The sequence below is a fragment of the Rathayibacter sp. Leaf185 genome, assembly GCF_001423885.1.
In the GTDB taxonomy this organism is placed as follows: Bacteria; Actinomycetota; Actinomycetes; order Actinomycetales; family Microbacteriaceae; genus Rathayibacter.
In genome coordinates, this window is record NZ_LMPP01000004.1 from 36,406 (window position 1) to 59,822 (window position 23,417).

Here is a 23,417-nt window from a genome sequence, read left to right on the forward strand (position 1 = left end):
TCGAGGAGGAGGGCACTCGTGCGGGGTGGTCAGTGCGGGGCTGCCGGCAGCCGGACCGAGACGACCAGGCCGCCCTCTGAGCGCGGAACGAGCGAGAGCGATCCTCCGTGCACCTCGGCGATGCGGCGCACGAGGGCGAGGCCGAGGCCGTGCCCGCCTCCCGCGGTCCGGCCGGAGCCGCGGAGGAAGGGCTCGGACAGCCTCGCCGCAGTCTCTGCGTCGAGAACGCTGCCGGTGCTCTCGATCCGCAGCTGGACGAGCTCGTCGGAGCGATGGGCACTGATCGAGGCGCGACCGCCGTGACCGCTGTGGCGGACCGCGTTCTGCACGAGGTTGCCGACGAGGAGCGAGAGGAGAGCCGGATCGCCGATGAGCACCGCCGGAGTGAGCCGGGGCGTCAGCTCGACCTCGCGGTGAGCCGCTTCGTCGGCGTTCTCCGCGATGCTCGCCCGCACGAGTCCCGCCAGATCGACGGGCTCGGCGGCCACGGCCTCCGCATCGGCGAGCCTCAGCAGCGACTCCGTGAGCCCCACGGCCCGCTCCGTGGTGAGGCGCAGGCGCTCGAGGAGTCGCGGGTAGTCCTGCCCGTCGGGATTCCGGGCCGCCACCTCGAGCATCGTGGACAGGACGGCGAGTGGGGTCCGCAGCTCGTGCGACGCGTTGGCGGCGAAGCGCTCCTGCACCTCGAGCGACTCGCGCAGCCGATCGAGCATCTCGTCGAACGTGTCCGCGAGATCGGACAGCTCGTCCTGCCTCCCCGGCAGACGGACCCGGAGGTCGAGGGCTCCGTCGCGGACCGCCCTCGCCGTGCCGGTGATCCGGCGGAGCGGCCTCAGCATCCGCCCGGCGACCAGCCATCCGCCGCCGAGCCCGACCACGGCGAGCGCCAGCAGCGCGAGCAGGGCGTATCGGACGAACACCTCGAGGAGATCGGAGCGGGAGGGGGCCATCCCTCCCCCGCTGACCTGGATGAGGGCCCCCTCCGGCACGAAGCGCAGCAGCAGCAGGCCGACGACGAAGAAGGCCGCGCCCACCACGACGAGGAAGCCGGCGTAGCTCAGCGTCAGCCGGGCCCGCACCGACAGGCCCCGGGGCCGAACGGAGCGGGTCACTCCGGGTCCCGCAGCCGGTAGCCCGCGCCCGGGACCGTCTCGATGGGATCCGGTGACCCGAGTGCCCGGCGGAGTGTCGACATGGTCACGCGGGGCGCGCTCGTGAAAGGGTCGGCGTTCTCGTCCCACGCCTTCTCGAGCATCGTCTCGGCGCTGACCACTCCGCCGCGCGCCTGCATCAGCAGCTGCAGCACGGCGAACTGCTTGCGCGTGAGGCGGAGGTACCGGCCGGCGCGGTAGGCCTCCTGACGGAACGGGTCGAGCCGCAGCTCGCCGACCTCGAGCACCGGGGGCGTCGCGGCGGTCGGTCGCCGGGCGAGCGCGTGCAGGCGGACGAGGAGCTCCTCGAGCGCGAACGGCTTGGTGAGGTAGTCGTCGGCGCCGAGCTCGAAGCCGGCGACCTTGTCCTTCAGGCGGCTCGCGGCCGTGAGCATCAGCACCCGCACGGCCGGGTGGTCGCGGGCGATGATCCGGCACACCTCGTCACCGTGCGTACCCGGGATGTCGCGGTCCAGGACGACCACGTCGTAGGCGGTGACGGCGAGGCGCTCGAGGGCGTCGTCGCCGTCGAAGGCGACATCCGCGGCGATCGACTCGTGACGCAGTCCCGCCTGCAGCGATTCCGCGAGGAACACCTCGTCCTCGACGACCAGTACCCGCATGCCCGTCCCTCCGCTCGACGGTGCTCAGTGTGGCAGCCGCCGTGTTGCGGAAACATCTCGTGATCGCGCAACGGCCCTGCAACAGCCGTGCTGGTGGAGTCGTTCCTGCGCCGGCGGAGCGACCGCTCGGTGCAGGGAGGACAGCATGGAGAACCACACCCGGAGGCGGGCGCTCGCCGCCCTCGTGCTCATCGCGGCCGCCGGCCTCGGCCTCGCCGCTTGCGCCGCGTCGGGCGGGCGGCCTCTCCTCGGCGTCTCGGAGCTCCCCTCCGGGAGTGACGCCCTCTCCCCCGACAGCGGGTACGTCCCCGATGACGCGCCGCTGTCGATCTTCGACGAGAGCGCTCCCGCCGTCTCGGGCCTCGACCCCGCGCTGAGGGCGGCGGTGCAGGCCGCCGCCGCGGCGGCCGAGGCCGACGGTCAGGAGATGTCGGTCACCTCGGGCTGGCGGAGCGCCGCATACCAGGCCGAGCTCCTCGAGGAGGCGGTCACCACCTACGGCAGCCTCGAGGAGGCGCGCAGATGGGTGAGCACGCCGGAGCTGTCGGCGCACGTCACCGGGGACGCCGTCGACATCGGCCCCCTCGACGCCCAGTTCTGGCTGATGGAGCACGGCGCCGCCTACGGGCTCTGCCAGACCTACGCCAACGAGCGCTGGCACTTCGAGCTCGCGATCGAGCCCGGCGGCACCTGCCCGCTGCAGAAGGAGGACGCCTCGGGATGACGGCGCCGGCACCCCCGATGCCGATTCGGGTCCGCGATCGGCGTGGCGCGGTCGAGGATCCCGCGGAAGCGACTCCGGCATGAGGGGATGGAGTGATCCGTCCCGCTCCTCGCAGAAAGCCCGGCCATGTCACTCAGCGTGCTGTTCATCGGAGGGACGGGCATCATCAGCTCGGCCTGCGTCGTCCGCTCCCTCCAGCTCGGATACGACGTCACCGTCCTCAACCGCGGCTCCACCGCGATCCGCCCGGTCCCGGACGGCGTCCGCGAGCTGCGCGGCGACATCCGTGACGCCGACTCCGCTCGCGCGGCGCTGGGCCAGGAGACCTTCGACGTCGTCGTCGAGTTCGCGGCCTTCACTCCCGAGCACGTGCAGCGAGACATCGACCTCTTCGCCGGGCGCACCGGCCAGTACGTCTTCATCAGCTCCGCCTCGGCCTACCAGACGCCGCCGACCAGACTCCCCGTGACCGAGTCGACTCCGCTCCGCAATCCCTTCTGGCAGTACTCGCGGGACAAGATCGCCTGCGAGGACCTCCTGGTCGCCGAGTACCGGCGCAGCGGCTTCCCGATCACGATCGTGCGACCCTCCCACACCTACGACCGCACCGCCCTGCCCGTGGACGGCGGCTGGACCGTCATCGACCGGATGCGCCGCGGACTCGAGGTCGTCGTCCTCGGAGACGGCACCTCGCGCTGGACGATCACGCACACCGACGACGTCGCGGTCGGCCTGGTAGGACTGTTCGGCGCCTCCGCGGCGATCGGCGAGGCCTTCCACATCACGGGCGACGAGTCGCCGACGTGGGACCAGATCCACCACGCGCTCGCCGCGGCGGCCGGAGTCGAGGCCCGCCTCGTGCACGTGACCTCGGACGCGATCGCGGCGGCAGACCCGGAGCTCGGCGCCGGGATCATCGGCGACAAGGCCCACTCGATGGTCTTCGACAACGCGAAGATCCGGAGTGTCGTGCCCGCCTACTTCCCGTCGATCCGCTTCAGCGACGGCGCACGGCAGATCATCGAGTGGTACGACGCCGACCTGTCGCGCCAGGTCGTCGATGCCCGGATGAACACGCTCTTCGATTCGCTGATCGAGGCCTACCGGCCGCGCCCGCTCTGACGTCGCGCCGGCAGGATCGCACCATGACCGAACCCGTCACGAGAACCACGCTCCTCGAGCAGTCGCTCCCCGATCAGGTCACCGCGAGCGTGCAGGTGCGCCGGATCACGATCCCGCCGGACGTGGCTGGCGGACCTCACCACCACAACGGCCCCGTCTTCGGGATGATCGAGGCCGGCTCGGCGTACTTCCAGGTCGACGGCGGCCCGCAGACGATCCTGCGCGCCGGCGACGCCTTCTACGAGCCGGCGGGGGTGCTCATCGACCGTTTCGATGCCACGCCCGAGGGCGTCACCTTCGTGGGCTGCTTCCTCTCCGGCCCCGGCGGGACTCCGGAGCTGACGCCGGGGCCTCCGCGCGCCTGACGGGCTCTGCGCCCGACGGACTCCGGGAGGTGAGCGTCAGCTGCGCGCCGACCGCACCGCGTCGGCCGACTGCTGGGCTGCCCGGCGGACGTCGCGGTCGGGATCGCGTAGCATCGCGGTCAGCGTCTGCTCGACGCTGGCCGCGAACTCACCCTTCCCGTCGCGCCCCGACGAGGTGCCGGCGACGGCGACCGCCGAGAGTGCGCGTGCCCCGGCCGCCCGCACGCGGGGGTGCGCGTCGGTGGTGAGACGGGTGAGCTTCTTCTGGCCGCCGAGCAGGCGCTCTGCGCAGACCCGGGCGCACATCTCGCGGACGCGCCAGGAGGTGTTGGCGAGGCCCGCGGTCACGGCCTCGGCCGCGTCGTCGTCCCAGACGTAGAGCAGGGCGCGAGCGCCCCACAGCTCGGGCCAGTACAGCGACGGCGCACCCTTCAGGATGCCCTCGGCGTGCTCGCCTCCCACGGTGAGCAGGAAGGACTCGCCCTCGTAGCCGCCGGTGAGCAGGGCCGCCGAGCGCCGAGCGACGTTCCGCTCGCCCTCGCGGGCGACCTGGGCGCGCAGCCGGTCTTCGAGGGAGTCGGAGAGGGTGACGGGGGGTTCGCTGTCGGGAGTCATCTGGGTCCCCAGAGTACCTGCCGCCGCGTTCGGGACCGCCCCCGCCGAGCGGTCCCGAACCGGTGCGTCAGAGGATGAAGAGCATCTCCTGGTAGGTCGGCAGCGGCCACAGGTCGTCGGCGATGATGCCCTCGATGGCGTCGGCGGCGACCCGTACCGCGTTCATCGCCGGCAGCAGCGCGTCCTTCGCGTGCTCTGCCTCGGCGAGCGCCTCGTGACCGACCTCCTCGGCGAGCGCCGCCGTGAGAGTCGCGAGGGAGGCGCGCAGCTCGGCGACCGCGTCGCTCACCTCGGTGAGCGGGGCGAGGTCGGCCTCGACGCCGGCGGCCTTGAGGGCTCCGACGTTCACGGCGAGCTCGGTCTGGTGGCGGACGGCCGCGGGGAGGATCGAGGTGCGCCCCATCTCGAGGGTGAGCCGCGCCTCGACGCCGATGCTCAGGCTGTACTGCTCGAGCCCGATCTCGTACCGGCTGTGCATCTCGCGGTGGTTGAACACCCGGTACTTCTCGAAGAGCGCGAGCGCCTCATCGGTGATCAGCTCGGGCAGGGCGTCGAGCGTGGTGCGCAGATTCGCCAGGCCGCGCTTCTCGGCCTCGACGGGCCACGCGTCCGCGTAGCCGTCGCCGTTGAAGACGACCGCGCCGTGCTCGGTGATGATGCGGGTCAGCAGGTCCTGCACGGCCGTGTCGAAGTCGGCGCCGCCGGCGACCGCCGTCTCGAGCTCGGTCGCGGCGTAGTCGAGCGAGTCGGCCATGATCGTGTTGATCGTGACCATCGGCCCGCTCACCGACTGCATCGACCCCGGCGCGCGGAACTCGAAGCGGTTGCCCGTGAAGGCGAAGGGGCTGGTGCGGTTGCGGTCGCCGGGGTCCGTCGGCAGGACCGGCAGGGTGTCGACTCCGATCTGCATGGTGCCCTTGCCCTTCGACGACGTCGCGCGGCCCTTCGCGAGCTGCTCGAAGACGTCGCCGAGCTGGTCACCGAGGAAGATCGAGATGATCGCCGGAGGCGCCTCGTTCGCTCCGAGACGGTGGTCGTTCGACGCCGACGCGACGGACGCGCGCAGTAGACCGCCGTAGAGGTGCACCGCGCGGATCACCGCGGCGCAGAAGACGAGGAACTGCGCGTTCTCGTGCGGTGTGTCTCCGGGTACGAGGAGGGACCCGAGCTCGCTGTTGCCGAGCGAGAAGTTGACGTGCTTGCCCGACCCGTTGACCCCCTGGAACGGCTTCTCGTGGAAGAGGCACTCCATGCCGTGCTTCTTCGCGATCGTCTTGAAGGTCGTCATGAGCAGCTGCTGGTGGTCGGCCGCGATGTTACCGCGCTCGAACATCGGCGCGATCTCGAACTGGCCGGGCGCGACCTCGTTGTGCCGGGTCTTCGCCGGGATGCCGAGCTTGAACAGCTCCCGCTCGGTGTCCATCATGAAGCCGAGCACGCGCTCGGGGATGGCGCCGAAGTAGTGGTCGTCGAACTCCTGGCCCTTCGGCGGCTTGGTGCCGAAGAGCGTGCGGCCGGCGTTCAGCAGGTCGGGGCGGGCGAGGAAGAAGTGCCGGTCGATCAGGAAGTACTCCTGCTCGGGCCCGCAGAACGACACGATCCTGGCCTGCTCCGTGTGGCCGAAAAGACGCAGGATCCGCTCCGCGTGCTCGCCCATCGCCTGCTGCGAGCGCAGCAGCGGCGTCTTGTGGTCGAGCGCCTCCCCCGTCATCGAGACGAAGACGGTGGGGATGCAGAGGGTGTTGCCGTTGGGGTTCTCGAGCACGTAGGCGGGGCTCGTGACGTCCCAGCCCGTGTAGCCGCGGGCCTCGAAGGTGTTGCGCAGGCCGCCGTTGGGAAAGCTCGAGGCGTCCGGCTCGCCCTGGATGAGCGTCTTGCCGGCGAACTCGGCGAGAGCGGAGCCGTCGCCCACGGGTTCGAAGAACGAGTCGTGCTTCTCGGCGGTGAGGCCGGTCAGCGGATAGAACACGTGCGCGTAGTGCGTCGCGCCCTTCTCGAGCGCCCAGTCCTTCATCGCCGAGGCGACGGCGTCGGCGACCAGCGGGTCGAGCGTCGCGCCGTGCTCGATCGTGGCCATGACGGACTTGAAGACCGACTTCGGCAGCCGCTGGCGCATGACGATGGTGCTGAACACGTTCTCACCGAAGATCTGCCCCGGCGCTTCGGCATCCGTGAAGCTGACGGCCGGCGGCACATAGGCCTCGACGTCCTTGATCGCATCACGACGGACGGTATTTCCACTCATTGCAGCCCCTTTGCGCGGCGGTCTGCGCCCGTCGGGTCGCGGGACGCTGAGCCCCCAAGCTACGGACGGGGTGTGGCGAGGGCGTTTCGGCGGTGTGACGGTCTCGACACCGCCGTGCCAGGGTGGCCGGACCGGTGCTGCTGCGTCCCCGCTCTTCTGGCGCGGACGCAGCAGCACGACCCCCTCGCGGGAGCCGCGCCGACGGTCACCAGTCGGCGGGCCCGGCGCTCCCGGCCGGATACTCCTCGAGGGGCGCCTCACCCGCGGCCCAGGCCGAGAGCACCGGGGTGATGATGCGCCAGCACTGCTCGGCCACGTCGCCCGGCACCGACAGCAGCGTGTCGCCCTGCAGGATCTCGGCCAGGACCTGCGCATAGGGATCGAGAGTCGCCGTACCGGGCTGCGCCTCGAGCGTCACCCGATCGACGTCGGTGAGGTCGTCGGCGGAGTTGACGAACAGGTCCAGGTGCACGTCGCCGCCCTTCAGCGACATCCGCAGCACCGTCCCCGCCTCGTCCGTCGACCCGCGGAGGCCGCGGGGCGGGGTCGCCGGACGGAAGTGCACCGCGACCTCCGTGCGCGGGTCGCCGATCCCCTTGCCCGAGCGCAGGAGGAACGGCACTCCCGCCCAGCGCGGCGTGTCGACCTGCAGCAGCACCTGGGCCAGCGTCTCGGTGCCGGCGGAGGCGTCGACATCGGGCTCGTCCACGTAGGAGGGGAAGAAGCGGCCGTCGACGCGCCCCTCGGTGTACCGGGCGCGGCGCGCGGAGCTCGGGTCGTCCCGCCAGAGGCGCACGGCCCCGAGCACCTCGGACATGCGCGCGTGGACGTCGCCGGGCGCGATCTCGTCCGGGCGCTCCATCGCGGTGAGCGCGAGCACCATCAGCAGGTGGCTCTGCAGCATGTCCCGCAGGGCACCGGTCGAGTCGTAGAACGCGGCGCGCCCCTCGATCCCGAGCGTCTCGTCGTAGACGATCTCGACCTTCTCGACGTGATCCGCGTTCCAGCTCGTCTCGAGCAGCCGGTTCCCGAAGCGCAGGCCCAGCATCCCCATCACGGTCGCATTGCCGAGGAAGTGGTCCACGCGCCAGAGCCGGCCGTCGGGGATCACCTCGGCGAGTGCCGCGTTCAGGGCGACGGCATCCTCGAGATCCTCGCCGAACGGCTTCTCGATGGCGACGACGAGGTCGTCGGGGAGCTCGATCTCCGCCAGCGACTCGGCGATCGCATGCCCCATGGCAGGAGGGAGCGCGACGTACAGCACGGGCGCCGAGGGGCACGCGTCGAGCAGAGCCGTCAGCTGCTCCGGGTCGGAGGCATCGGTCGCCACGAAGCGGGCGCCCGAGACGAGCGACTCCACGGTGTGCGCCGCCGTCCCGGCGCTCTCGAGGCTGCGGCGCACGAGGGCCTTCCACTCGTCGTCGCTCTGCGGGGTCCGCGCGGCTCCGATCAGCGTGAGCTCCAGGTCGCGGGCGAGCTCGGCGACTCGGCCGAGACCCGGGAGGAGGAGTCGCTCGGTGAGGTCGCCGCCGGCACCGAGGATCGCGATGCTGCGCTTCGTCCCCTCGAGCGTGGTGGCGTCGGGGATCCCGGCCTGATCGGTCATCGTGTCTCCTTCATCGCGTCGTGGCGTCGGGCTCTCGGCGGGCGCCTCCTGCAGTGTTCACGAGCAACCTGACCGTCGGAGTCAGGAAGACCGCCGCGGTCGGTCGGCCTGCTCCGCCGCGACCGAGGCCACTCTCCGGAGCGCGGCCAGCACCGTGCGCACCGGCGTCCGTGCGAGCGCGTCCGGCCGCGCCAGCACGTCCACGTGGCGGACGAGCGTGGCGCCGACGACCGGACGCAGCACCATGCCGTCGACGGCGAGGGCCGCCGCCGTCGTGCGCGGCATCACCGCTAGCGCCGCGCCGGTGCGGACGACGTGCGCGGCGACCGAGAACTCGTTGATGCGGTGCTCGATCCGCGGCGACTCGCCGATCAGCGCCCCGAGGTGGTCGAGGACCCCGGTGAGCGGGAAGCCCTCGTGGGTCGAGATCCAGCGCTCGCCGCGCAGCTGCTCGGGGCGGATGCCGGCCTGCGCCGCGAGTGGGTGCTCGGCGTGCAGCGCGATGTCGAGCGGTTCGACGAACAACCCGGTCACGACCAGGCGGGCCAGCGGCCACGGCGGGTCGTGCGCGAGGCGGTGCGCGATGACGAGGTCGTGGTCGGCGGTGAGTCCGGCGAAGGCGTGCTGCGCGACGTCGGCGTCGGCGAGCGAGACGCGCGGGCGGTCTCCGAGCTCGCGCAGCAGCGGACCGAAGAGCGCGAGGCCCGCACTGTGGAAAGCCGAGACTCCCACTGCCCGCTCCCCCTGCTCGAGGAACGACTCGACGGCGTCCCGCGCCTCGGCGAGCGCCTCCTCCACGCGCGTGGAGGCGACCGCCAGTGCCTCCCCCGCCGCCGTCAGCACGAGGCGGCGGCCGTCCTTGACCGTCAGTGGGATCGGGATGCCCGCCTGCAGCGCAGCGAGCTGCTGCGAGACGGCCGAGGCGCTGACTCCCGTGGAGGCGGCGACGGCCGCGACGCTCCCCCGGTCGCCGAGTTCGCGGAGGAGGCGGAGTCGAGCAGGATCCATGAGCAGAATCTAATGCGTCGATGCAGGAGATCCCCGTTGTTCTTCCGCCTCGTACTCCACGAGAGTGGCTCCATGGCCGACCGCACCCGCCCCGAACCCGTCGTCGACCTCCTCCTGCTCGGCGTCGCCGCGGTCTGGGGCGCCAGCTTCCTCGCCGCGAAGGACCTCGCGGCCGACACGGGAGTACCCGCGGCGATCGCCCTCCGCTTCCTCGTCGCGGCCCTGGCCACGGCGCTGGTCTGCGCCCTCCGGCGGGAGCGCCTCCCCCGCGGCCGCGGTCTGGCGATCGCCGCCCTCCTCGGCTGCTCGCAGGCCCTGATCATCGGCCTCGAGACCTGGGGTGTGCACCTCACCTCCGCCACCAACGCGGGGCTGCTGATCAGCCTCGCCCTGGTGCTGACGCCGGTCCTCGAGGGCGTCGCCTCCCGCTCCTGGCTGCCCCGCTCGTACTTCGTCGCCGCCGTCGCCGCGGTGGTCGGAGTCGCGCTCCTCGTCTCGGAGGGCGGCCTGCGGACACCGACCTGGGGCGACGGGCTCGTGGTCGCGGCAGCCGTCGTGCGGGCGATCCACGTCACGGGCAGCGCGCATCTCACCCGCGGCCGCACCGAGGGATCCCTCGGAGTCGTGCTCGTGCAGATGCTCGTCTGCGCGTGCGTCTTCACGGCGATGGCCGGTCCGGATCTCCCCACCGCCGTCTCGCGGCTGGACGCCGGCGGATGGGCCGACGTCCTCTTCCTCGGGCTGCTGTGCTCGCTGTTCGCCTTCGTCGTGCAGCTCTGGGCCGTCCGGCGGACCTCGGCCTCGCGGGCGAGCATTCTGATGGGTACCGAGCCGGTGTGGGCGCTTCTGGTCGGAGTCGTCGTCGCCGGTGAGGCGATCGGCCCGGTGGGGATCAGCGGCGCGGTCCTGATCATCGCGGCGAGCTACGCCGGGCAGGCGATCGAGCGCCGGCACCGGGGTCGAGCGATCGAGCAGGAGGCGCCGCCGGGTCTCGCGCGCATCGCCTCCTGAGCCTCTCGAGCGACCGCGCGCCGACCGGGTACAGTGCGACGATGCCCCGCCGAGGAACCCGATGACCGCCGTCCGTCTCGTCGCGATCGGCGACTCCTTCACCGAGGGCGTCGGCGACGAGCTCCCCGACGGCACCGCGCGCGGCTGGGCCGATCTCGCCGCGCAGGGCTGGGCGGATGCGACGGGCGACCGGATCCAGTACGCGAACCTCGCGATTCGCGGCCGCCTCATCGCGCCGATCGTCGCCGAGCAGCTCGAACCGGCTCTCGCGCTCGGGCCGACGCACCTGTCCTTCAACGGAGGAGGCAACGACATGCTGCGTCCGCGTGCGGACATCGGCGTCATCGCCGACTCCTACCTCCGCGTCCTCGAGCGCTGCGACGAGGAGGGGGTGACTCTGATCGCGCTCGCGGGCGCCGACCCCTCGGCGCGCCTCCCACTCGGACGGCTGATCAAGCGCCGCGGCGACGCCCTGACCGACGCGGTACTCCGCCGGCTCGACGGTCGCACCGATGTCGTCGTGGCCGACAACTGGCACGATCCCGCGTTCCAGCGCCCGGACCTGTGGTCGGAGGACCGCCTGCACATGGGCCCGCGCGGTCACCACCGCGTCGCCTCGCGCGTGCTGTCGTCGCTCGGCCTCACCCCTCCGGTCGCGTGGCAGGAGGCGCCGGAGCAGCCGGTGTCGGCCGGTGGCGGATCGGCGCAGTACTACCGCGAGTACGTCGCTCCGTGGGTCCGGCGCCGGCTCACCGGGACGTCATCGGGCGACGGCCGCAGGGCCAAGTACCCCGAGCTCGTCCCGATCGACCCGACCCGTCAGCGCCGGCTATAGCGGCAGCGCCGACCGTAGGGCAACGCCGACCGTAGGTCAGCGCCAGCCGTAGCGGGCCGAGACGGTCTTCGCCACGGCGTCGAACCGTGCGCGGTCGAGCGCCGAGCCCTCGCGCCGCATGCCGGCGGGGTGCACGCGGAAGACGCGCTCCGGATCGACGTAGCTCGGGCGCCCCTCCGCATCCCAGGCTCCCGTGCCGATCGGCAGGTAGTCGTCGTGCTGCTTCGAGCTCAGCCGGACGGCGAGCACCGTCCCGGCCTTCTCGACGGCGAGGACGAGCACGGGCCGGTCCTTGCCCCGGCCGTCGTCCTCCTCGAACGGCACCCAGGTCCAGACGATCTCACCCGGATCGGGATCGCCGTCGGCCGTCGGGGCGTAGCCGAGGTGGACGCCGCGGACGCGGGCCGGATCGACCTCGGTCGTGCGCCCGACCCCGGTCGCGCCGGGTGCGGCTTGCGGAGTCGTCAGGAACGGGCGTTGCGGAGCCGCCGGCGCGTCGGGACGCGAGGCGCTCACCCGCCCGAGCAGCCGGAGGAGGAGGGACGCGACCGAGCGTGAGGAGGGCACCCCGGAACCCTAGCCCGGAACCAGGGGCCGCGCAGGTGGGACGCAACGCGGAGGGGGTGCCGACTCCGAAGAGCCGGCACCCCCTCCGGGTCACCGTGGTGATAGCGAGTGCTAGTCGGCCAGGACGTAGCCGTTCTCGCCGTGGACCGCGGTGTCGATGCCCGCGACCTCGTCCTCGTTCTTGACGCGGAAGCCCATCGTCCGCTGGATGACCCAGCCGATGGCGTAGGTCAGCACGAACGAGTAGGCGAGCACCGCGAAGGCGGCGATGGCCTGCTTGCCGAGCTGCTCGAAGCCGAAGCCGAAGAACAGGCCGACGTTGTTGCCGAAGAAGCCGATGTACAGCGTTCCGATGAGGCCTCCGACCAGGTGGACGCCGACCACGTCGAGCGAGTCGTCGAAGCCGAGCTTGTACTTCAGGTCGATCGCCAGCGCGCAGACCGCGCCGGTGACGATGCCGAGCACGATCGCCCAGAAGGGGGTCAGGATGTTGCAGGCGGGGGTGATCGCGACGAGACCCGCGACGGCACCCGAGGCGGCTCCGACCGAGGTCGGCTTGCCGTCCTTGATCTTCTCGATCAGCAGCCAGCCGAGGATGCCCGCGGCGGGAGCGGCGATCGTGTTGAGGAACGCGACCGCGGCGATGCCGTCGGCGGCGAGCTCGGAGCCGGAGTTGAAGCCGAACCAGCCGAACCAGAGCAGTCCTGCGCCGAGGAGCACGAACGGCGGGTTGTGCGGCTGGTGCGCACCCTTGGTGAAGTTGACGCGCTTGCCGAGGACCAGCGCGAGAGCCAGCGCCGCGGCACCCGCGTTGATGTGCACCGCCGTGCCGCCCGCGAAGTCGTTCGCGCCGACGCCGTAGGCGATCCAGCCGCCGTCGGTGATCGCACCGTCGGTGACGGTGAAGTTGAAGACCCAGGAGGCGACGGGGAAGTAGACGACGGTTGCCCAGACGCCGGCGAAGACCATCCAGGCGCCGAACTTGGCGCGGTCGGCGATCGCACCCGAGATCAGGGCGACGGTGATGATCGCGAAGGTGGCCTGGAAGCTCGCGAAGGCGAGCGTCGGGAAGGCCGTCGTGATGTCACCGCTGGTGGCCTCGTCGAAGGCGGCCTGCAGTCCGAGCTGGCTGAGGTCGATGCCGATGACGCCGTCGATGCCGACGAAGTTGCCCACACCCTCGTTCGAGAAGGTGATCGCGTAGCCGTAGAGCACCCACAGCACTCCGATGAGGCCCATGGCGCCGAAGCTGAGCATCATCATGCTGATGACGCTCTTGGCGCGGACCAGCCCTCCGTAGAAGAACGCCAGTCCTGGCGTCATCAGCAGCACGAGTGCTGCCGAGATGAGAAGGAAGGCAGTATTGCCTTGATCCATTCGTGAAACCTTTCCTCGGGTGCGCAGGAGCGGCCCGGTGAACGCCAGGGCGTCAGCGGAGTCGGGTCGCTTGAGTACGCCCGTCAGTCTGGCGGGGTGAGGTTTCGTGCCGAGGGGCCCGACGTTTCCAACGTGTTACAGGCGAGCCGCCTCGGTAAACAACGCGTTACACGGCGCTGCCAGAGAGCCGTCCACGAGCGCAGAAACGTCTGGGCGGAGCGACGGATCCTACGAAGTCCGCGGGCCGAACGGGTCCATCGAGGTGAGCGCGATGAGGCGCGACATCGAGCGGAGGTACTTCTTGCGGTACCCACCGCTGAGCATGTCGCCGCCGAAGACCTCGTCGAGGGCGGTTCCGGAGGCGAGCACGGGGATCTGAGCGTCGTAGACCCGGTCGATGAAGGCGACGAGCCGCAGGGCGTCGGTCTGGTCGGTCAGGGCCGTGACCTCGCGGAGGACGATCGCGTCGACTCCGTCGATCACCTTGATGTAGCGCGAAGGATGCACCGAGCCGAGATGGTCGACGGCGGCGCGGAACGGATCGTCGGTGAGCACCGCTCCCGGGGGTGCCTGGGCGAGCAGCCCGTCGATCTCGGAGTCGCTGCGCGTGAGGGCGTGGCCCTCGATCTCGCGACGGCGGTAGTCGGTTCCGTCGATCCGCATCGTCCGGAAGTGCTCGGCCATCGCCGAGATCTCGCGGAGGAAGTCCGCGGCGGCGAACCGCCCCTCCCCCAGCGCGTTCGGCGGCGTGTTCGAGGTCGCGGCGATCCGGGTGCCGGAGGCGACCAGCTCGCCGAGCAGGCGCGTCATCAGCATCGTGTCGCCCGGGTCGTCGAGCTCGAACTCGTCGATGCACAGCAGCGCCGAGCCCTTGAGCAGCGACACGGTCGCGGCGTAGCCGAGGGCGCCGACGAGCGCGGTGTACTCGATGAACGTCCCGAAGTAGGTGCGGCCGGGCACCGCGTGCCAGATGGCCGCGAGGAGGTGCGTCTTGCCGACGCCGAAACCGCCGTCGAGGTACACGCCCGGCTTCACGTCCGGAGCCTTCTTCCGACCGAGGCCGAAGAACCCGCCGCCGCCCCGCGAGCCGCCCCCGGCCGCGAACACGCGGAGGGCCTCGACGGCCTCGGCCTGCGACGGGTACTCCGGGTCGGGCCGGTAGCTCTCGAACGTCGCGCCCTCGAACTGGCGGGGCGGGACGAGGGTCGACGCGATCTCGTGCCCGCTGATCTGCGGCGAGCGAGCGGTCAGACTGCTCGTGGATCGGACGTCGTCGTGGGTCACGCGCACCTCGCATCATGCGTCCGGAGGGGGCCGGTCGCGGGGGTCCGACAGGCTGTCGGAGTACTGTGTCGAACTCTTACGGCGCCTTCCGTGCACCCGCCTGGCGGGGCGCGTACTGTCGCTGAAGGGCGGGCTCCAGCGTAGCCCGATCCCGGATTCACGCCCGCGCTCCGCGCACCACCCTGGAGGTCCTCCTTGTCCGTTGAACTCGATCCGTCGCCGAAGTTCGCCGCCTACGCGCACCCCGAACGACTCGTCAGCGGTGAGTGGCTCGAGCAACGGCTGGGCACGCCCGGCCTGGTGGTCGTCGAGTCCGACGAGGACGTCCTCCTCTACGAGACCGGTCACATCCCGGGCTCGGTCAAGATCGACTGGCACACCGACCTCAACGACCCCGTCGAGCGCGACTACATCGACGGTGCGGCCTTCGCCGCCCTGGTCGGCGCCAAGGGGATCTCTCGCGACTCCACCGTCGTGATCTACGGCGACAAGAACAACTGGTGGGCCGCGTACGCCCTCTGGGTCTTCACCCTGTTCGGCCACGAGGACGTCCGCCTCCTCGACGGCGGCCGCGACAAGTGGATCGCTGACGGCCGTCCGATCACCACCGAGGCCTCGTCGCCCGAGGCGGTCGAGTACCCGGTCGTCGAGCGCCGTGACGGCGACATCCGCGCCTTCAAGGAGGACGTGCTCGCGCACTTCGGCAACCCGCTGATCGACGTGCGCTCCGCCGAGGAGTTCTCGGGCGAGCGCACCACCGCGCCCGCCTACCCCGAGGAGGGCACCCTCCGCGCCGGTCACATCCCCAGCGCGCAGAACGTGCCGTGGGGCAAGGCCGCCGCCGAGGACGGCACCTTCCGCCCGCTCGACGAGCTGGACGCCATCTACCGCGCCGGAGCCGGGCTGGCCGAGGGCGACACCGTCATCGCCTACTGCCGCATCGGCGAGCGCTCCTCGCACACCTGGTTCGTGCTGACCCACCTCCTCGGCTTCGAGGGCGTCAAGAACTACGACGGTTCGTGGACCGAGTGGGGCAGCGCCGTGCGCGTCCCGATCGTCAAGGGCTCCGAGCCCGGCGAGGCCCCCGCGCCCCGCTGACGATCCGCCCGAGGACCTCGCCCGTCTCGACGGTCGGGGTCCTCTGCTCTGAGAGGATGGTCGTGATGACCTACGAACTGCCGACTGCGCTCCGCGACATCCGCGACGAGTTCCTCGCCCTCGAGAAGCCGGAGCGCCTCCAGCTCCTCCTCGAGTTCTCGAACGACCTGCCCGAGCTGCCCGAGCGCTATCGCGACCACCCCGATCTCTTCGAGCGCGTCGAGGAGTGCCAGTCGCCGGTGTTCATCGTCGTCGAGTTCGACGGCGAGCTGATCCACCTGCACGCCACCGCCCCTCGTGAGGCGCCGACGACGCGCGGCTTCGCCTCGATCCTCGCGCAGGGCCTCGACGGCCTGACCGCCGAGCGGGTGCTCGCCGTGCCCGACGACTTCCCGCAGACCATCGGGCTGTCGGAGGCGGTGTCCCCGCTGCGTCTGCGCGGCATGAGCGCCCTGCTCGGTCGCACCAAGCGTCAGATCCGCGCGCACCTGGCCGCATGATCCTCCAGCCCCTCCTGCCGGCGGGCGAGACCGTGCGTCTCGGCGAGGAGGGGGCGCGCGAGGCCATCGAGGAGGCGTACCGGCCGCCCGCCGATCTGCGCGTGCGTCTCAACATGATCGCGAGCCTGAACGGGTCGAGCATCGGGTCCGACGGCACGAGTGAGACGTTGACCAACCGGGTCGATCGGACGATCCTCGGCGTCATCCGCGCGCAGGCCGACGTCGTGCTGGTCGGCGCGGCGAGCGTCCGAGCCGAGGGCTACCGCGTTCCGAAGCGCGTTCCGCTCGCGATCGTGTCGGCCTCGGGAGACCTCGCTGGCCACCGCCTGGAGCTGCAGGAGGGGGCGCGCGTCCTCCTCCTCGTGCCGGCATCGCGCCGCCCGCCCGAGCTCCCTCGCGGCGTCGAGATCGTTCCCGTCGGGGGTGACGGCGACCGACTGAGCGTCGACGCGATGCTCGACGCGCTGGCCGAGCACGGTCTCGACCGGGTGGTCTGCGAGGGCGGAGCGACGCTGTCGGGTCAGTTCCTCGCCTCCGGCCGCGTCGACGAGGTCTGCCTGACGACCGCCCCGCGGGTCGTGCTGCCCGGGCTCCCGGTCGCCGCGACCGCGGCGGCGGTCGACGACCACTACTCCTTGACGATGCTCGCTGTCGACGACGCCGGCTTCACCTATGCGCGCTGGAGCCGGGCCGGCTGAGACCCTGCCGTGCCAGCCAGCGCTCGACCGACGACTCCCAGAGCACCGGATCGTCGTTCCACAGCCGCGTGTGCCTCGCGCCGTGGAACAGCACGATCTCGACCACGTCCGGTCGCGCTGCGGCGAGGGCCTCGGAGGGACCGCTCGGCACGAAGTCGTCGTCCACGCTGTGCATCAGGAGCACCAGCGTCGACAGCTCCGCTGCGCGAGTGACGAGATCCAGACCCGCGAGCGGGATCGGCGTGCTCTGACCGGTCAGCGCCGTCGACCACGGCCGTTGCATCACAGTGATCGCCAGCGCCGCGATCGCAGGCGGGATGCGTCGGAGGCGCGCCTGACCCCGCAGGGTCTCGCGCCAGTCGATCACCGGAGAGTCGAGCACCAGTCCCGACACGAGTGATCGCCGCGACGAGCGGAGCACCGTCTGCAGCGCGATGGCGCCACCCATCGACCAGCCCACGAGGACGATGCGCCTCGCTCCGCGCTGCTCGGCGAACCGGATCGCCGCGTCGACGTCGCGCCACTCCGTTTCGCCGAGGCCGTAGCGCTTGTCGGGGCTCGCCGGGGCGTCGCCGTCGTTGCGGTACGACACCACCAGCGAGGTCAGACCGGACCGGTGGAAGGCGTCGACCCCGCGGAGCGTCTCCTCCCGCGTCGTCGCGCGGCCGTGCACGTGGACGGCCCAGACCTCGCCGACTCCGCCGGGGGCCGGGAAGAGCCACGCCGGAGCCGCGCCGAACTGCGTCGGCACCTCCTCCGTCGAGAACGCGAGCCCCGTCTCGCGGGGCCCGAGCAGCAGCCAGCCGTTGATGCGGGCGCGTGTGCCGACTCGAAGGCTCCCCCGGTCGACTCTCTCGAGCTCGCGGACCACGCGTCCCCGGCCGGTGGCGAGCAGCCGCCCGATCCGGGCATGCCCCCGCCCCTGGTCGAACCAGAGGCTGAATCCGCCCCGGACCGACGAGTCGGCATCGGCCGCGAGCTCGATCTCGCCCGCCTCGGGGCGCACCGCGAGCACGCGAGCGTCCTGCGATCGGCGCGACGGCGGGATGACGACCCCGCGGACGAAGGCGGCGACGAGCGCGGAGGCACCGACCGCGGTCGCGGCGACGAGGGCCGGGATCGCGAGGATCCCGAGGAGGACGAGGCCGGCTCGACGCCCGCCTTCCGCGGCGTGCCTGCGGGCTTCGGGCATGCGGGAACTCTAGTCTGCGAGCGTGCCCGAATTCTCAGCGCCGTCTCAGCTCCCGGAGGAGTTCCGGGTCGCGACGGAGTCGATCCGCGCGGTCTCCCCGCGGTCCGAACTGACCGTCTCCGAGATCACCTCGCCGACCGGCCTCGCGCCCTGGGCGCTCGCGCTCTCGGGCGACGTCTCGCCTCGAGCGCACGGTCGCGACTCCGAGCTGGGCACGGGGCGGTTCATCCTCCTCTACGACCCGGAGGAGCCCGAGCAGTGGGGCGGCCCGTTCCGCGTCGTCTGCTTCGCCCAGGCCCCGCTCGAGATCGAGATCGGCACCGATCCGTTCCTCGCCGAGGTCGCCTGGTCGTGGCTGATCGACGCACTGCAGGTCCGGGGCGCCGCCTACACGGCGGCGTCGGGCACCGCGACGAAGGTCCTCTCGACCGGATTCGGCGAGCTCGCCGCCCAGGGCGACGGCGCTCAGATCGAGATCCGCGCCTCCTGGAGCCCCGAGGACGCACAGCTCGCCGCGCACGTGGAAGGCTGGGGCGAGCTGTTGTGCATGCTGGCGGGTCTCCCACCGGTGTCGGGCGACGGCGTGACCTCACTCGCCTTCCGACGGAATTCTCGTGACTGACTACCGTGTCCTCTCCACTCCCGCCGAGTTCCACGCAGCGGTCGACGCCCTGGCGGCGGGTCACGGACCCGTCGCTGTCGACGCCGAGCGCGCCTCCGGCTTCACGTACTCGCAGCGTGCCTATCTGATCCAGATGTACCGGCGCGGCTCGGGCGCGTTCCTCTTCGATCCGCCCGCGATCGGACGCATGGACGCCCTGCAGGACGTCATCGGCGACGAGGAGTGGGTGCTGCACGCCGCGAGCCAGGACCTCGCGTGCCTGCGCGAGGTCGGACTCGACCCGTCGCGCATCTTCGACACCGAGCTGGCCGCTCGCCTCCTCGGCCTGCCCAAGGTCGGGCTCGGCGCCGTCGTCGAGGATCTGCTCGGCATCCACCTCGCCAAGGAGCACTCGGCGGCCGACTGGTCGACCCGCCCCCTGCCGCAGAGCTGGCTCGTCTACGCGGCGAAGGACGTCGAGCTCCTGGTCGATCTCCGCGATCGGATGGAGGAGATGCTCATCGAGGCGCGCAAGACGCGCATCGCCCGCGAGGAGTTCGAGGCCACCCTGGCGCGTCAGCCCAAGATCGCGCCGCCCGACCCCTGGCGTCGCCTCTCGGGCGTGCACTCCCTGCGCGGACTCCGCCCCCTCGCCGTCGCCCGAGAGCTGTGGCTCGCCCGTGACGCGTTCGCCCGCGAGCGCGACATCGCGCCGGGGCGCCTGATCCCCGACGCCTCGATCATCGCGGTGGCGCGCAACATCCCGACGAGCCTCAGCCAGCTCTCGGGCAGGAGGGACTTCACGGGCCGCGCGAGCCGCGGCGAGGTGGAGCGCTGGTGGTCCGCGATCGAGCGCGGCACGACCACAGAGGATCTGCCGAGCGCCGTCCGCCCGGTGGCCGACACACTGCCTCCTCCTCGCGCGTGGGGCGACCGCAACCCGGCCGCCGACGCGCGCCTCAAGGCCGGCCGAGCCGTCGTGATCGAGATCGCCGAGCTGCTGTCGCTGCCGGTCGAGAACCTCCTCACTCCCGATCTGCTCAGACGCCTCGCCTGGAGCCCGCCGGAGCCGATCGACTCGGGCACTATCGCCGCCGAGCTCGAGCGCGCCGGTGCGCGGTCGTGGCAGATCGATGCGACCGCGGCCTCCCTCGCCACCGCCTTTGTCGAAGCGGGCCAAGCGCCGGCGGAGAGCATGGAAACCGGTTCGTAGGAAGCGGCAAAGGATTCCGGCGCGGCCCGTGCCCTTCCTACGATCGACGGCGACCGTGAGTTCCTGGGAGGCATTGTGGCCGAGAGATCCGAAGTCGTTTTCGTCGATGGAGTCCGTACTCCGTTCGGTCGAGCCGGTGAGAAGGGCATGTACTGGCAGACCCGAGCCGACGATCTCGTCGTCAAGGCGATGATCGGGCTGCTGGAGCGCAATGCTGCGCTGCCGAAGGAGCGGGTCGACGAGGTCGCCATCGCCGCGACCACGCAGCAGGGCGACCAGGGCCTCACCCTGGGCCGCACCAGCGCGCTGCTGGCGGGTCTTCCGCGATCGGTCCCCGGCTACGCCATCGACCGCATGTGCGCCGGAGCGATGACCTCCGTGACGACGACCGCCGGCGGCATCGCCTTCGGTGCCTACGACGTCGTCATCGCGGGCGGTGTCGAGCACATGGGCCGCCACCCGATGGGCTTCAACGCCGACCCGAACCCCCGCTTCCTCTCGGAGCGCCTCGTCAGCGAGGACGCCCTCAACATGGGCAAGACGGCGGAGCGGATCCACGACCGCTTCCCGCAGCTGACCAAGGAGCGTTCCGACCGTTACGCCCTGCGGAGCCAGCAGAAGCTCGCCGCCGCGTACGAGGCGGGGAACGTGCAACCCGATCTGATCCCCGTGGCGACGCGCAGCGCCTCCGGCTGGGGTCTCGCCACCGCCGACGAGGCACCGCGGCCCGAGACGACCCTCGAGGGCCTCGCCGGGCTCCGCACGCCGTTCCGGCCGCACGGCCGCGTGACCGCGGGCAACTCCTCCGGCCTGAACGACGGAGCCGCCGTGTCGCTGCTCGCGAGCGCCGACGCCGCGAAGGAGCTGGGCCTCCCGACGAAGATGCGGCTCGTCAGCTTCGCGTTCGCCGGAGTCGAGCCCGAGATCATGGGCATCGGCCCCGTCCCCTCCACCGAGAAGGCCCTGAAGAAGGCGGGTCTCGGCATCGAGGACATCGGCCTCTTCGAGCTCAACGAGGCGTTCGCCGTGCAGGTGCTCTCGTTCCTCGACCACTTCGGCATCGACGACGACGACCCGCGTGTGAACGAGTACGGCGGAGCGATCGCCGTCGGACACCCGCTCGCCTCCTCGGGGGTGCGGCTGATGATCCAGCTCGCGCGGCAGTTCGAGGCGCACCCCGAGGTGCAGTACGGCCTGACGGCCATGTGCGTCGGCCTCGGCCAGGGCGGCACCGTCGTCTGGGAGAACCCGCACTTCGACGGCAAGCACGCCAAGCGGAAGGGACGCTGATCATGCTCGAAGGATTCGAGAACTTCGCCGACCTCACCGAGGGCGAGGTCGTCACCCACTCCTACGTGCGCGACGTGCCGCTCGCCAGCGGCCGTGTGATCGCGCTGATCACCCTCGACAACGACCGCGATCACACGCGGCCGAGCACCTTCGGGCCCGCAGGGCTGTTCGAGCTGGCCGACGTGCTCATCGCTCAGAAGGCGAGGGCCGCCGCCGGAGAGATCCAGGGCGTCGCCGTCACGGGAAAGCCCTTCATCCTCTGCGCGGGAGCCGACCTGAGCAAGATCGGCGGCATCCCGAGCCGCGAGCTCGCGCGTCAGCTCGCCCGGCTCGGCCATCGCACCCTGGGCATGCTCAGCGAGCTCGGCGTCCCCTCGTTCGCCTTCATCAACGGTCTCGCGCTCGGAGGCGGCACCGAGGTGGCGCTGAACGCCGACTACCGGACGGTCGACTCCTCGATCGCCGCGCTCGGCCTGCCCGAGGTCTTCCTCGGCATCATCCCCGGCTGGGGCGGCGCATGGCTCCTGCCGAATCTCATCGGCATCGAGAACGCCCTCAAGGTCGTCGTCGAGAACCCGCTCAAGAACAACCGCACCCTCAAGGGCCAGGAGGTGTTCGACCTCGGCATCGCCGATGCGATCTTCCCGCCGGCCGCGTTCCTCGAGGAGTCCCTCCGCTGGGCCGACGGCGTGCTCGGCGGCTCGGTGAAGGTCGAGCGCCCGAATGCACCGGGAAGGCTCGAGCGGATGGTGAAGTGGGACGTCGCGATCTCGATCGCTCGCAAGCAGCTCGAGTCGAGGATCGGCACCGTGGCGGCATCGCCCTACCGCGCCCTCGAGCTCCTGAAGGCGGCGAAGAGCACCACCCGTGAGGAGGGCTTCGCCGCCGAGGACGAGGCACTGGCCGATCTCGCGTCGGGCGATCAGTTCCGCGCGAGCATCTACTCCTTCGACCTGGTCCAGAAGCGCGCGAAGCGGCCCGCCGGGGCTCCGGACAAGGCGCTGGCGAAGCCGGTCTCGAAGGTCGGCGTCGTCGGGGCCGGCCTGATGGCCACCCAGTTCGCGCTGCTCTTCCTCCGCCGGCTGCAGGTACCCGTCGTGATTACCGACCTCGATCAGGAGCGGGTCGACAAGGGAGTCGCGACCATCGTCCGCGAGATCGACGCGCTGCTCTCGAAGGGGCGGATCTCGCCCGACGAGTCCAACCGCCTTCGCGGGCTGATCACCGGCACGACCGATCGTGCCGACTTCGCCGACGCCGACTGGGTGATCGAGGCCGTCTTCGAGGAGCTGTCGGTCAAGCAGGAGGTGTTCGCCGACATCGAGCGCTACGTCTCACCGACGGCGGTCCTGGCGACCAACACGTCCTCGCTCTCGGTCGAGCGGATCGGCGAGCGTCTCGCGCATCCCGAGCGCCTCGTCGGCTTCCACTTCTTCAACCCGGTCGCGGTGATGCCCTTGATCGAGGTCGTCCGCACGCCGCGCACCGACGAGGAGACCCTCTCGACGGCCATGGTGACGGCGGCGAAGCTGAAGAAGAACGCGGTCATCACCCGCGACACCCCGGGCTTCGTCGTCAACCGCGTCCTCGCCAAGGTGCTCGGAGAGGCGATGCACGCGGTCGACACCGGCACCCCCTTCGAGGTGGTCGAGCAATCGCTGGCGCCGTTCGGCCTGCCGATGACGCCGTTCGAGCTGCTCGAGCTGGTCGGACTCAAGGTGGGCGCGCACGTGCTCGACACCCACCACGCCGCGTTCCCGGACCGCTTCTTCGAGAGCGCGAACCTGCATCGCCTCGCCGAGCTCGGCCACGTCTTCGAGCGGGACGCGAAGGGCCGGGTGAAGGGCGTCGACAAGCGCGCGGTCGCGATCGTCGCCGGCGGTACCGAGCCGATGACGGCCGAGGAGCTGCGGCTCCGCGTCGAGACCGGTCTCGCCGACGAGGTCAAGCGGATGCTGGACGACGACGTCGTGCACGCGGCCGAGGACATCGACCTGTGCCTCATCCTCGGCGCGGGCTACCCGTTCCAGATGGGCGGCCTGACGCCGTATCTCGACCGCGTCGGCGCGAGCGAGCGGGCCTTCGGAGACACCTTCCACCACCCCGTCATCCGCGGCGTCGCCTGACACCGAGGGAGGCGTTGCCCGTGCTGCCTGCAGGCCCGTCCTCGGGTCTGCAGGCAGCACGGGGCGGTCGAGGAGTCGGCGCAGAGGGTCCGGAGGTGTCCGCACGCATCTGCTGCCGCCGGCCGCCGGTCTCCGTGCGGTCTGCAGGCGACGGTGCGATGTGCAG

General features: G+C 71.4%; 22 protein-coding genes. 12 read left to right on the top strand and 10 right to left on the bottom strand.

What is annotated here, in order from left to right; genetic code table 11:
* Positions 1 to 29: 29 nt before the first annotated feature.
* A complete protein-coding gene (locus ASG06_RS14405; protein WP_056043671.1) occupies positions 30 to 1,112 on the bottom strand; it encodes a sensor histidine kinase in 1,083 nt (360 codons plus the stop codon).
* Entirely contained in the window at positions 1,109 to 1,774 is a 666-nt protein-coding gene (locus ASG06_RS14410; protein ID WP_056043674.1) for a response regulator transcription factor, read from the bottom strand. Before ASG06_RS14410 ends, ASG06_RS14405 begins: the two co-directional genes overlap by 4 nt.
* A 145-nt stretch (positions 1,775 to 1,919) precedes the next feature.
* On the opposite strand from ASG06_RS14410, the gene ASG06_RS14415 reads away from it, so the two are divergent.
* The 3 genes from ASG06_RS14415 (at position 1,920) to ASG06_RS14425 (ending at position 3,985) form a co-directional block, all read left to right on the top strand.
* A complete protein-coding gene (locus tag ASG06_RS14415) occupies positions 1,920 to 2,498 on the top strand; it encodes a M15 family metallopeptidase (protein ID WP_056043677.1) in 579 nt (192 codons plus the stop codon).
* A gap of 126 nt (positions 2,499 to 2,624) precedes the next feature.
* Positions 2,625 to 3,620, top strand: coding sequence for an SDR family oxidoreductase (locus ASG06_RS14420; RefSeq protein WP_056043680.1), 996 nt, complete (start codon positions 2,625 to 2,627; stop codon positions 3,618 to 3,620).
* Between the two features lie 23 nt (positions 3,621 to 3,643).
* Positions 3,644 to 3,985, top strand: a complete 342-nt coding sequence (locus ASG06_RS14425) for a cupin domain-containing protein (protein WP_056043682.1) — start codon at positions 3,644 to 3,646, stop codon at positions 3,983 to 3,985.
* 36 nt (positions 3,986 to 4,021) lie between these two features.
* On the opposite strand, the gene ASG06_RS14430 is transcribed toward ASG06_RS14425, so the two are convergent.
* The 4 genes from ASG06_RS14430 to ASG06_RS14445 all read right to left on the bottom strand — a co-directional run bounded on the left by ASG06_RS14430 (position 4,022) and on the right by ASG06_RS14445 (position 9,459).
* The gene (locus ASG06_RS14430) at positions 4,022 to 4,600 is read right to left on the bottom strand and encodes a HEAT repeat domain-containing protein (RefSeq protein WP_231727764.1); all 579 of its coding nucleotides are present in this window, start codon (positions 4,598 to 4,600) and stop codon (positions 4,022 to 4,024) included.
* A 67-nt stretch (positions 4,601 to 4,667) separates the two neighbouring features.
* Positions 4,668 to 6,845: a glutamine synthetase III family protein gene (locus ASG06_RS14435; RefSeq protein WP_056043684.1), complete on the bottom strand. Its 2,178-nt coding sequence runs from the start codon at positions 6,843 to 6,845 to the stop codon at positions 4,668 to 4,670.
* Positions 6,846 to 7,050: 205 nt separating this feature from the next.
* Entirely contained in the window at positions 7,051 to 8,451 is a 1,401-nt protein-coding gene (locus ASG06_RS14440) for a glucose-6-phosphate dehydrogenase (RefSeq protein WP_056043686.1), read from the bottom strand.
* An 81-nt stretch (positions 8,452 to 8,532) separates the two neighbouring features.
* Positions 8,533 to 9,459 (bottom strand): LysR family transcriptional regulator, encoded by a 927-nt coding sequence (locus ASG06_RS14445; protein WP_056043688.1) that lies wholly within the window; start codon positions 9,457 to 9,459, stop codon positions 8,533 to 8,535.
* Positions 9,460 to 9,531: 72 nt separating this feature from the next.
* Between ASG06_RS14445 and ASG06_RS14450 the strand changes: the two genes are divergently transcribed.
* A complete protein-coding gene (locus tag ASG06_RS14450) occupies positions 9,532 to 10,470 on the top strand; it encodes a DMT family transporter (RefSeq protein ID WP_056043691.1) in 939 nt (312 codons plus the stop codon).
* Between the two features lie 61 nt (positions 10,471 to 10,531).
* Complete coding sequence (locus ASG06_RS14455; protein ID WP_056043694.1) at positions 10,532 to 11,305, top strand: SGNH/GDSL hydrolase family protein; 774 nt, start codon at positions 10,532 to 10,534, stop codon at positions 11,303 to 11,305.
* A gap of 36 nt (positions 11,306 to 11,341) precedes the next feature.
* Here the strand turns inward: ASG06_RS14455 and ASG06_RS14460 are convergent, their stop codons facing one another.
* The 3 genes from ASG06_RS14460 to zapE form a co-directional block, all read right to left on the bottom strand.
* Positions 11,342 to 11,872: a type II toxin-antitoxin system PemK/MazF family toxin gene (locus ASG06_RS14460; protein ID WP_156465995.1), complete on the bottom strand. Its 531-nt coding sequence runs from the start codon at positions 11,870 to 11,872 to the stop codon at positions 11,342 to 11,344.
* Between the two features lie 111 nt (positions 11,873 to 11,983).
* Complete coding sequence (locus tag ASG06_RS14465; RefSeq protein ID WP_056043697.1) at positions 11,984 to 13,249, bottom strand: ammonium transporter; 1,266 nt, start codon at positions 13,247 to 13,249, stop codon at positions 11,984 to 11,986.
* Positions 13,250 to 13,477: 228 nt separating this feature from the next.
* Positions 13,478 to 14,533: a cell division protein ZapE gene (gene zapE, locus ASG06_RS14470; RefSeq protein WP_056044570.1), complete on the bottom strand. Its 1,056-nt coding sequence runs from the start codon at positions 14,531 to 14,533 to the stop codon at positions 13,478 to 13,480.
* 195 nt (positions 14,534 to 14,728) lie between these two features.
* Between zapE and ASG06_RS14475 the strand changes: the two genes are divergently transcribed.
* The 3 genes from ASG06_RS14475 to ASG06_RS14485 all read left to right on the top strand — a co-directional run bounded on the left by ASG06_RS14475 (position 14,729) and on the right by ASG06_RS14485 (position 16,829).
* Entirely contained in the window at positions 14,729 to 15,631 is a 903-nt protein-coding gene (locus tag ASG06_RS14475) for a sulfurtransferase (protein WP_056043700.1), read from the top strand.
* A 65-nt stretch (positions 15,632 to 15,696) separates the two neighbouring features.
* Positions 15,697 to 16,131, top strand: a complete 435-nt coding sequence (locus ASG06_RS14480; RefSeq protein ID WP_056043704.1) for a SufE family protein — start codon at positions 15,697 to 15,699, stop codon at positions 16,129 to 16,131.
* Positions 16,128 to 16,829, top strand: a complete 702-nt coding sequence (locus tag ASG06_RS14485; RefSeq protein ID WP_056043707.1) for a dihydrofolate reductase family protein — start codon at positions 16,128 to 16,130, stop codon at positions 16,827 to 16,829. The genes ASG06_RS14480 and ASG06_RS14485 overlap by 4 nt, the downstream gene beginning before the upstream one ends.
* Here ASG06_RS14485 and ASG06_RS14490 read toward each other — a convergent pair.
* Entirely contained in the window at positions 16,798 to 18,021 is a 1,224-nt protein-coding gene (locus ASG06_RS14490) for an alpha/beta hydrolase family protein (RefSeq protein ID WP_056043711.1), read from the bottom strand. The two genes, ASG06_RS14485 and ASG06_RS14490, sit on opposite strands and share 32 nt — an antisense overlap.
* A 22-nt stretch (positions 18,022 to 18,043) precedes the next feature.
* Between ASG06_RS14490 and ASG06_RS14495 the strand changes: the two genes are divergently transcribed.
* The 4 genes from ASG06_RS14495 to ASG06_RS14510 all read left to right on the top strand — a co-directional run bounded on the left by ASG06_RS14495 (position 18,044) and on the right by ASG06_RS14510 (position 23,251).
* On the top strand, positions 18,044 to 18,643 hold the full coding sequence (locus ASG06_RS14495) for a DUF3000 domain-containing protein (protein ID WP_056043713.1): 600 nt from the start codon (positions 18,044 to 18,046) through the stop codon (positions 18,641 to 18,643).
* On the top strand, positions 18,636 to 19,835 hold the full coding sequence (locus tag ASG06_RS14500; protein ID WP_056043716.1) for a ribonuclease D: 1,200 nt from the start codon (positions 18,636 to 18,638) through the stop codon (positions 19,833 to 19,835). Before ASG06_RS14495 ends, ASG06_RS14500 begins: the two co-directional genes overlap by 8 nt.
* 75 nt (positions 19,836 to 19,910) lie before the next feature.
* Positions 19,911 to 21,125 carry a thiolase family protein gene (locus ASG06_RS14505; RefSeq protein ID WP_056043719.1) on the top strand — a complete coding sequence of 405 codons (1,215 nt, stop codon included), beginning with the start codon at positions 19,911 to 19,913 and terminating at the stop codon, positions 21,123 to 21,125.
* Positions 21,126 to 21,127: 2 nt separating this feature from the next.
* Complete coding sequence (locus ASG06_RS14510) at positions 21,128 to 23,251, top strand: 3-hydroxyacyl-CoA dehydrogenase NAD-binding domain-containing protein (RefSeq protein ID WP_056043722.1); 2,124 nt, start codon at positions 21,128 to 21,130, stop codon at positions 23,249 to 23,251.
* Positions 23,252 to 23,417 lie beyond the last annotated feature (166 nt).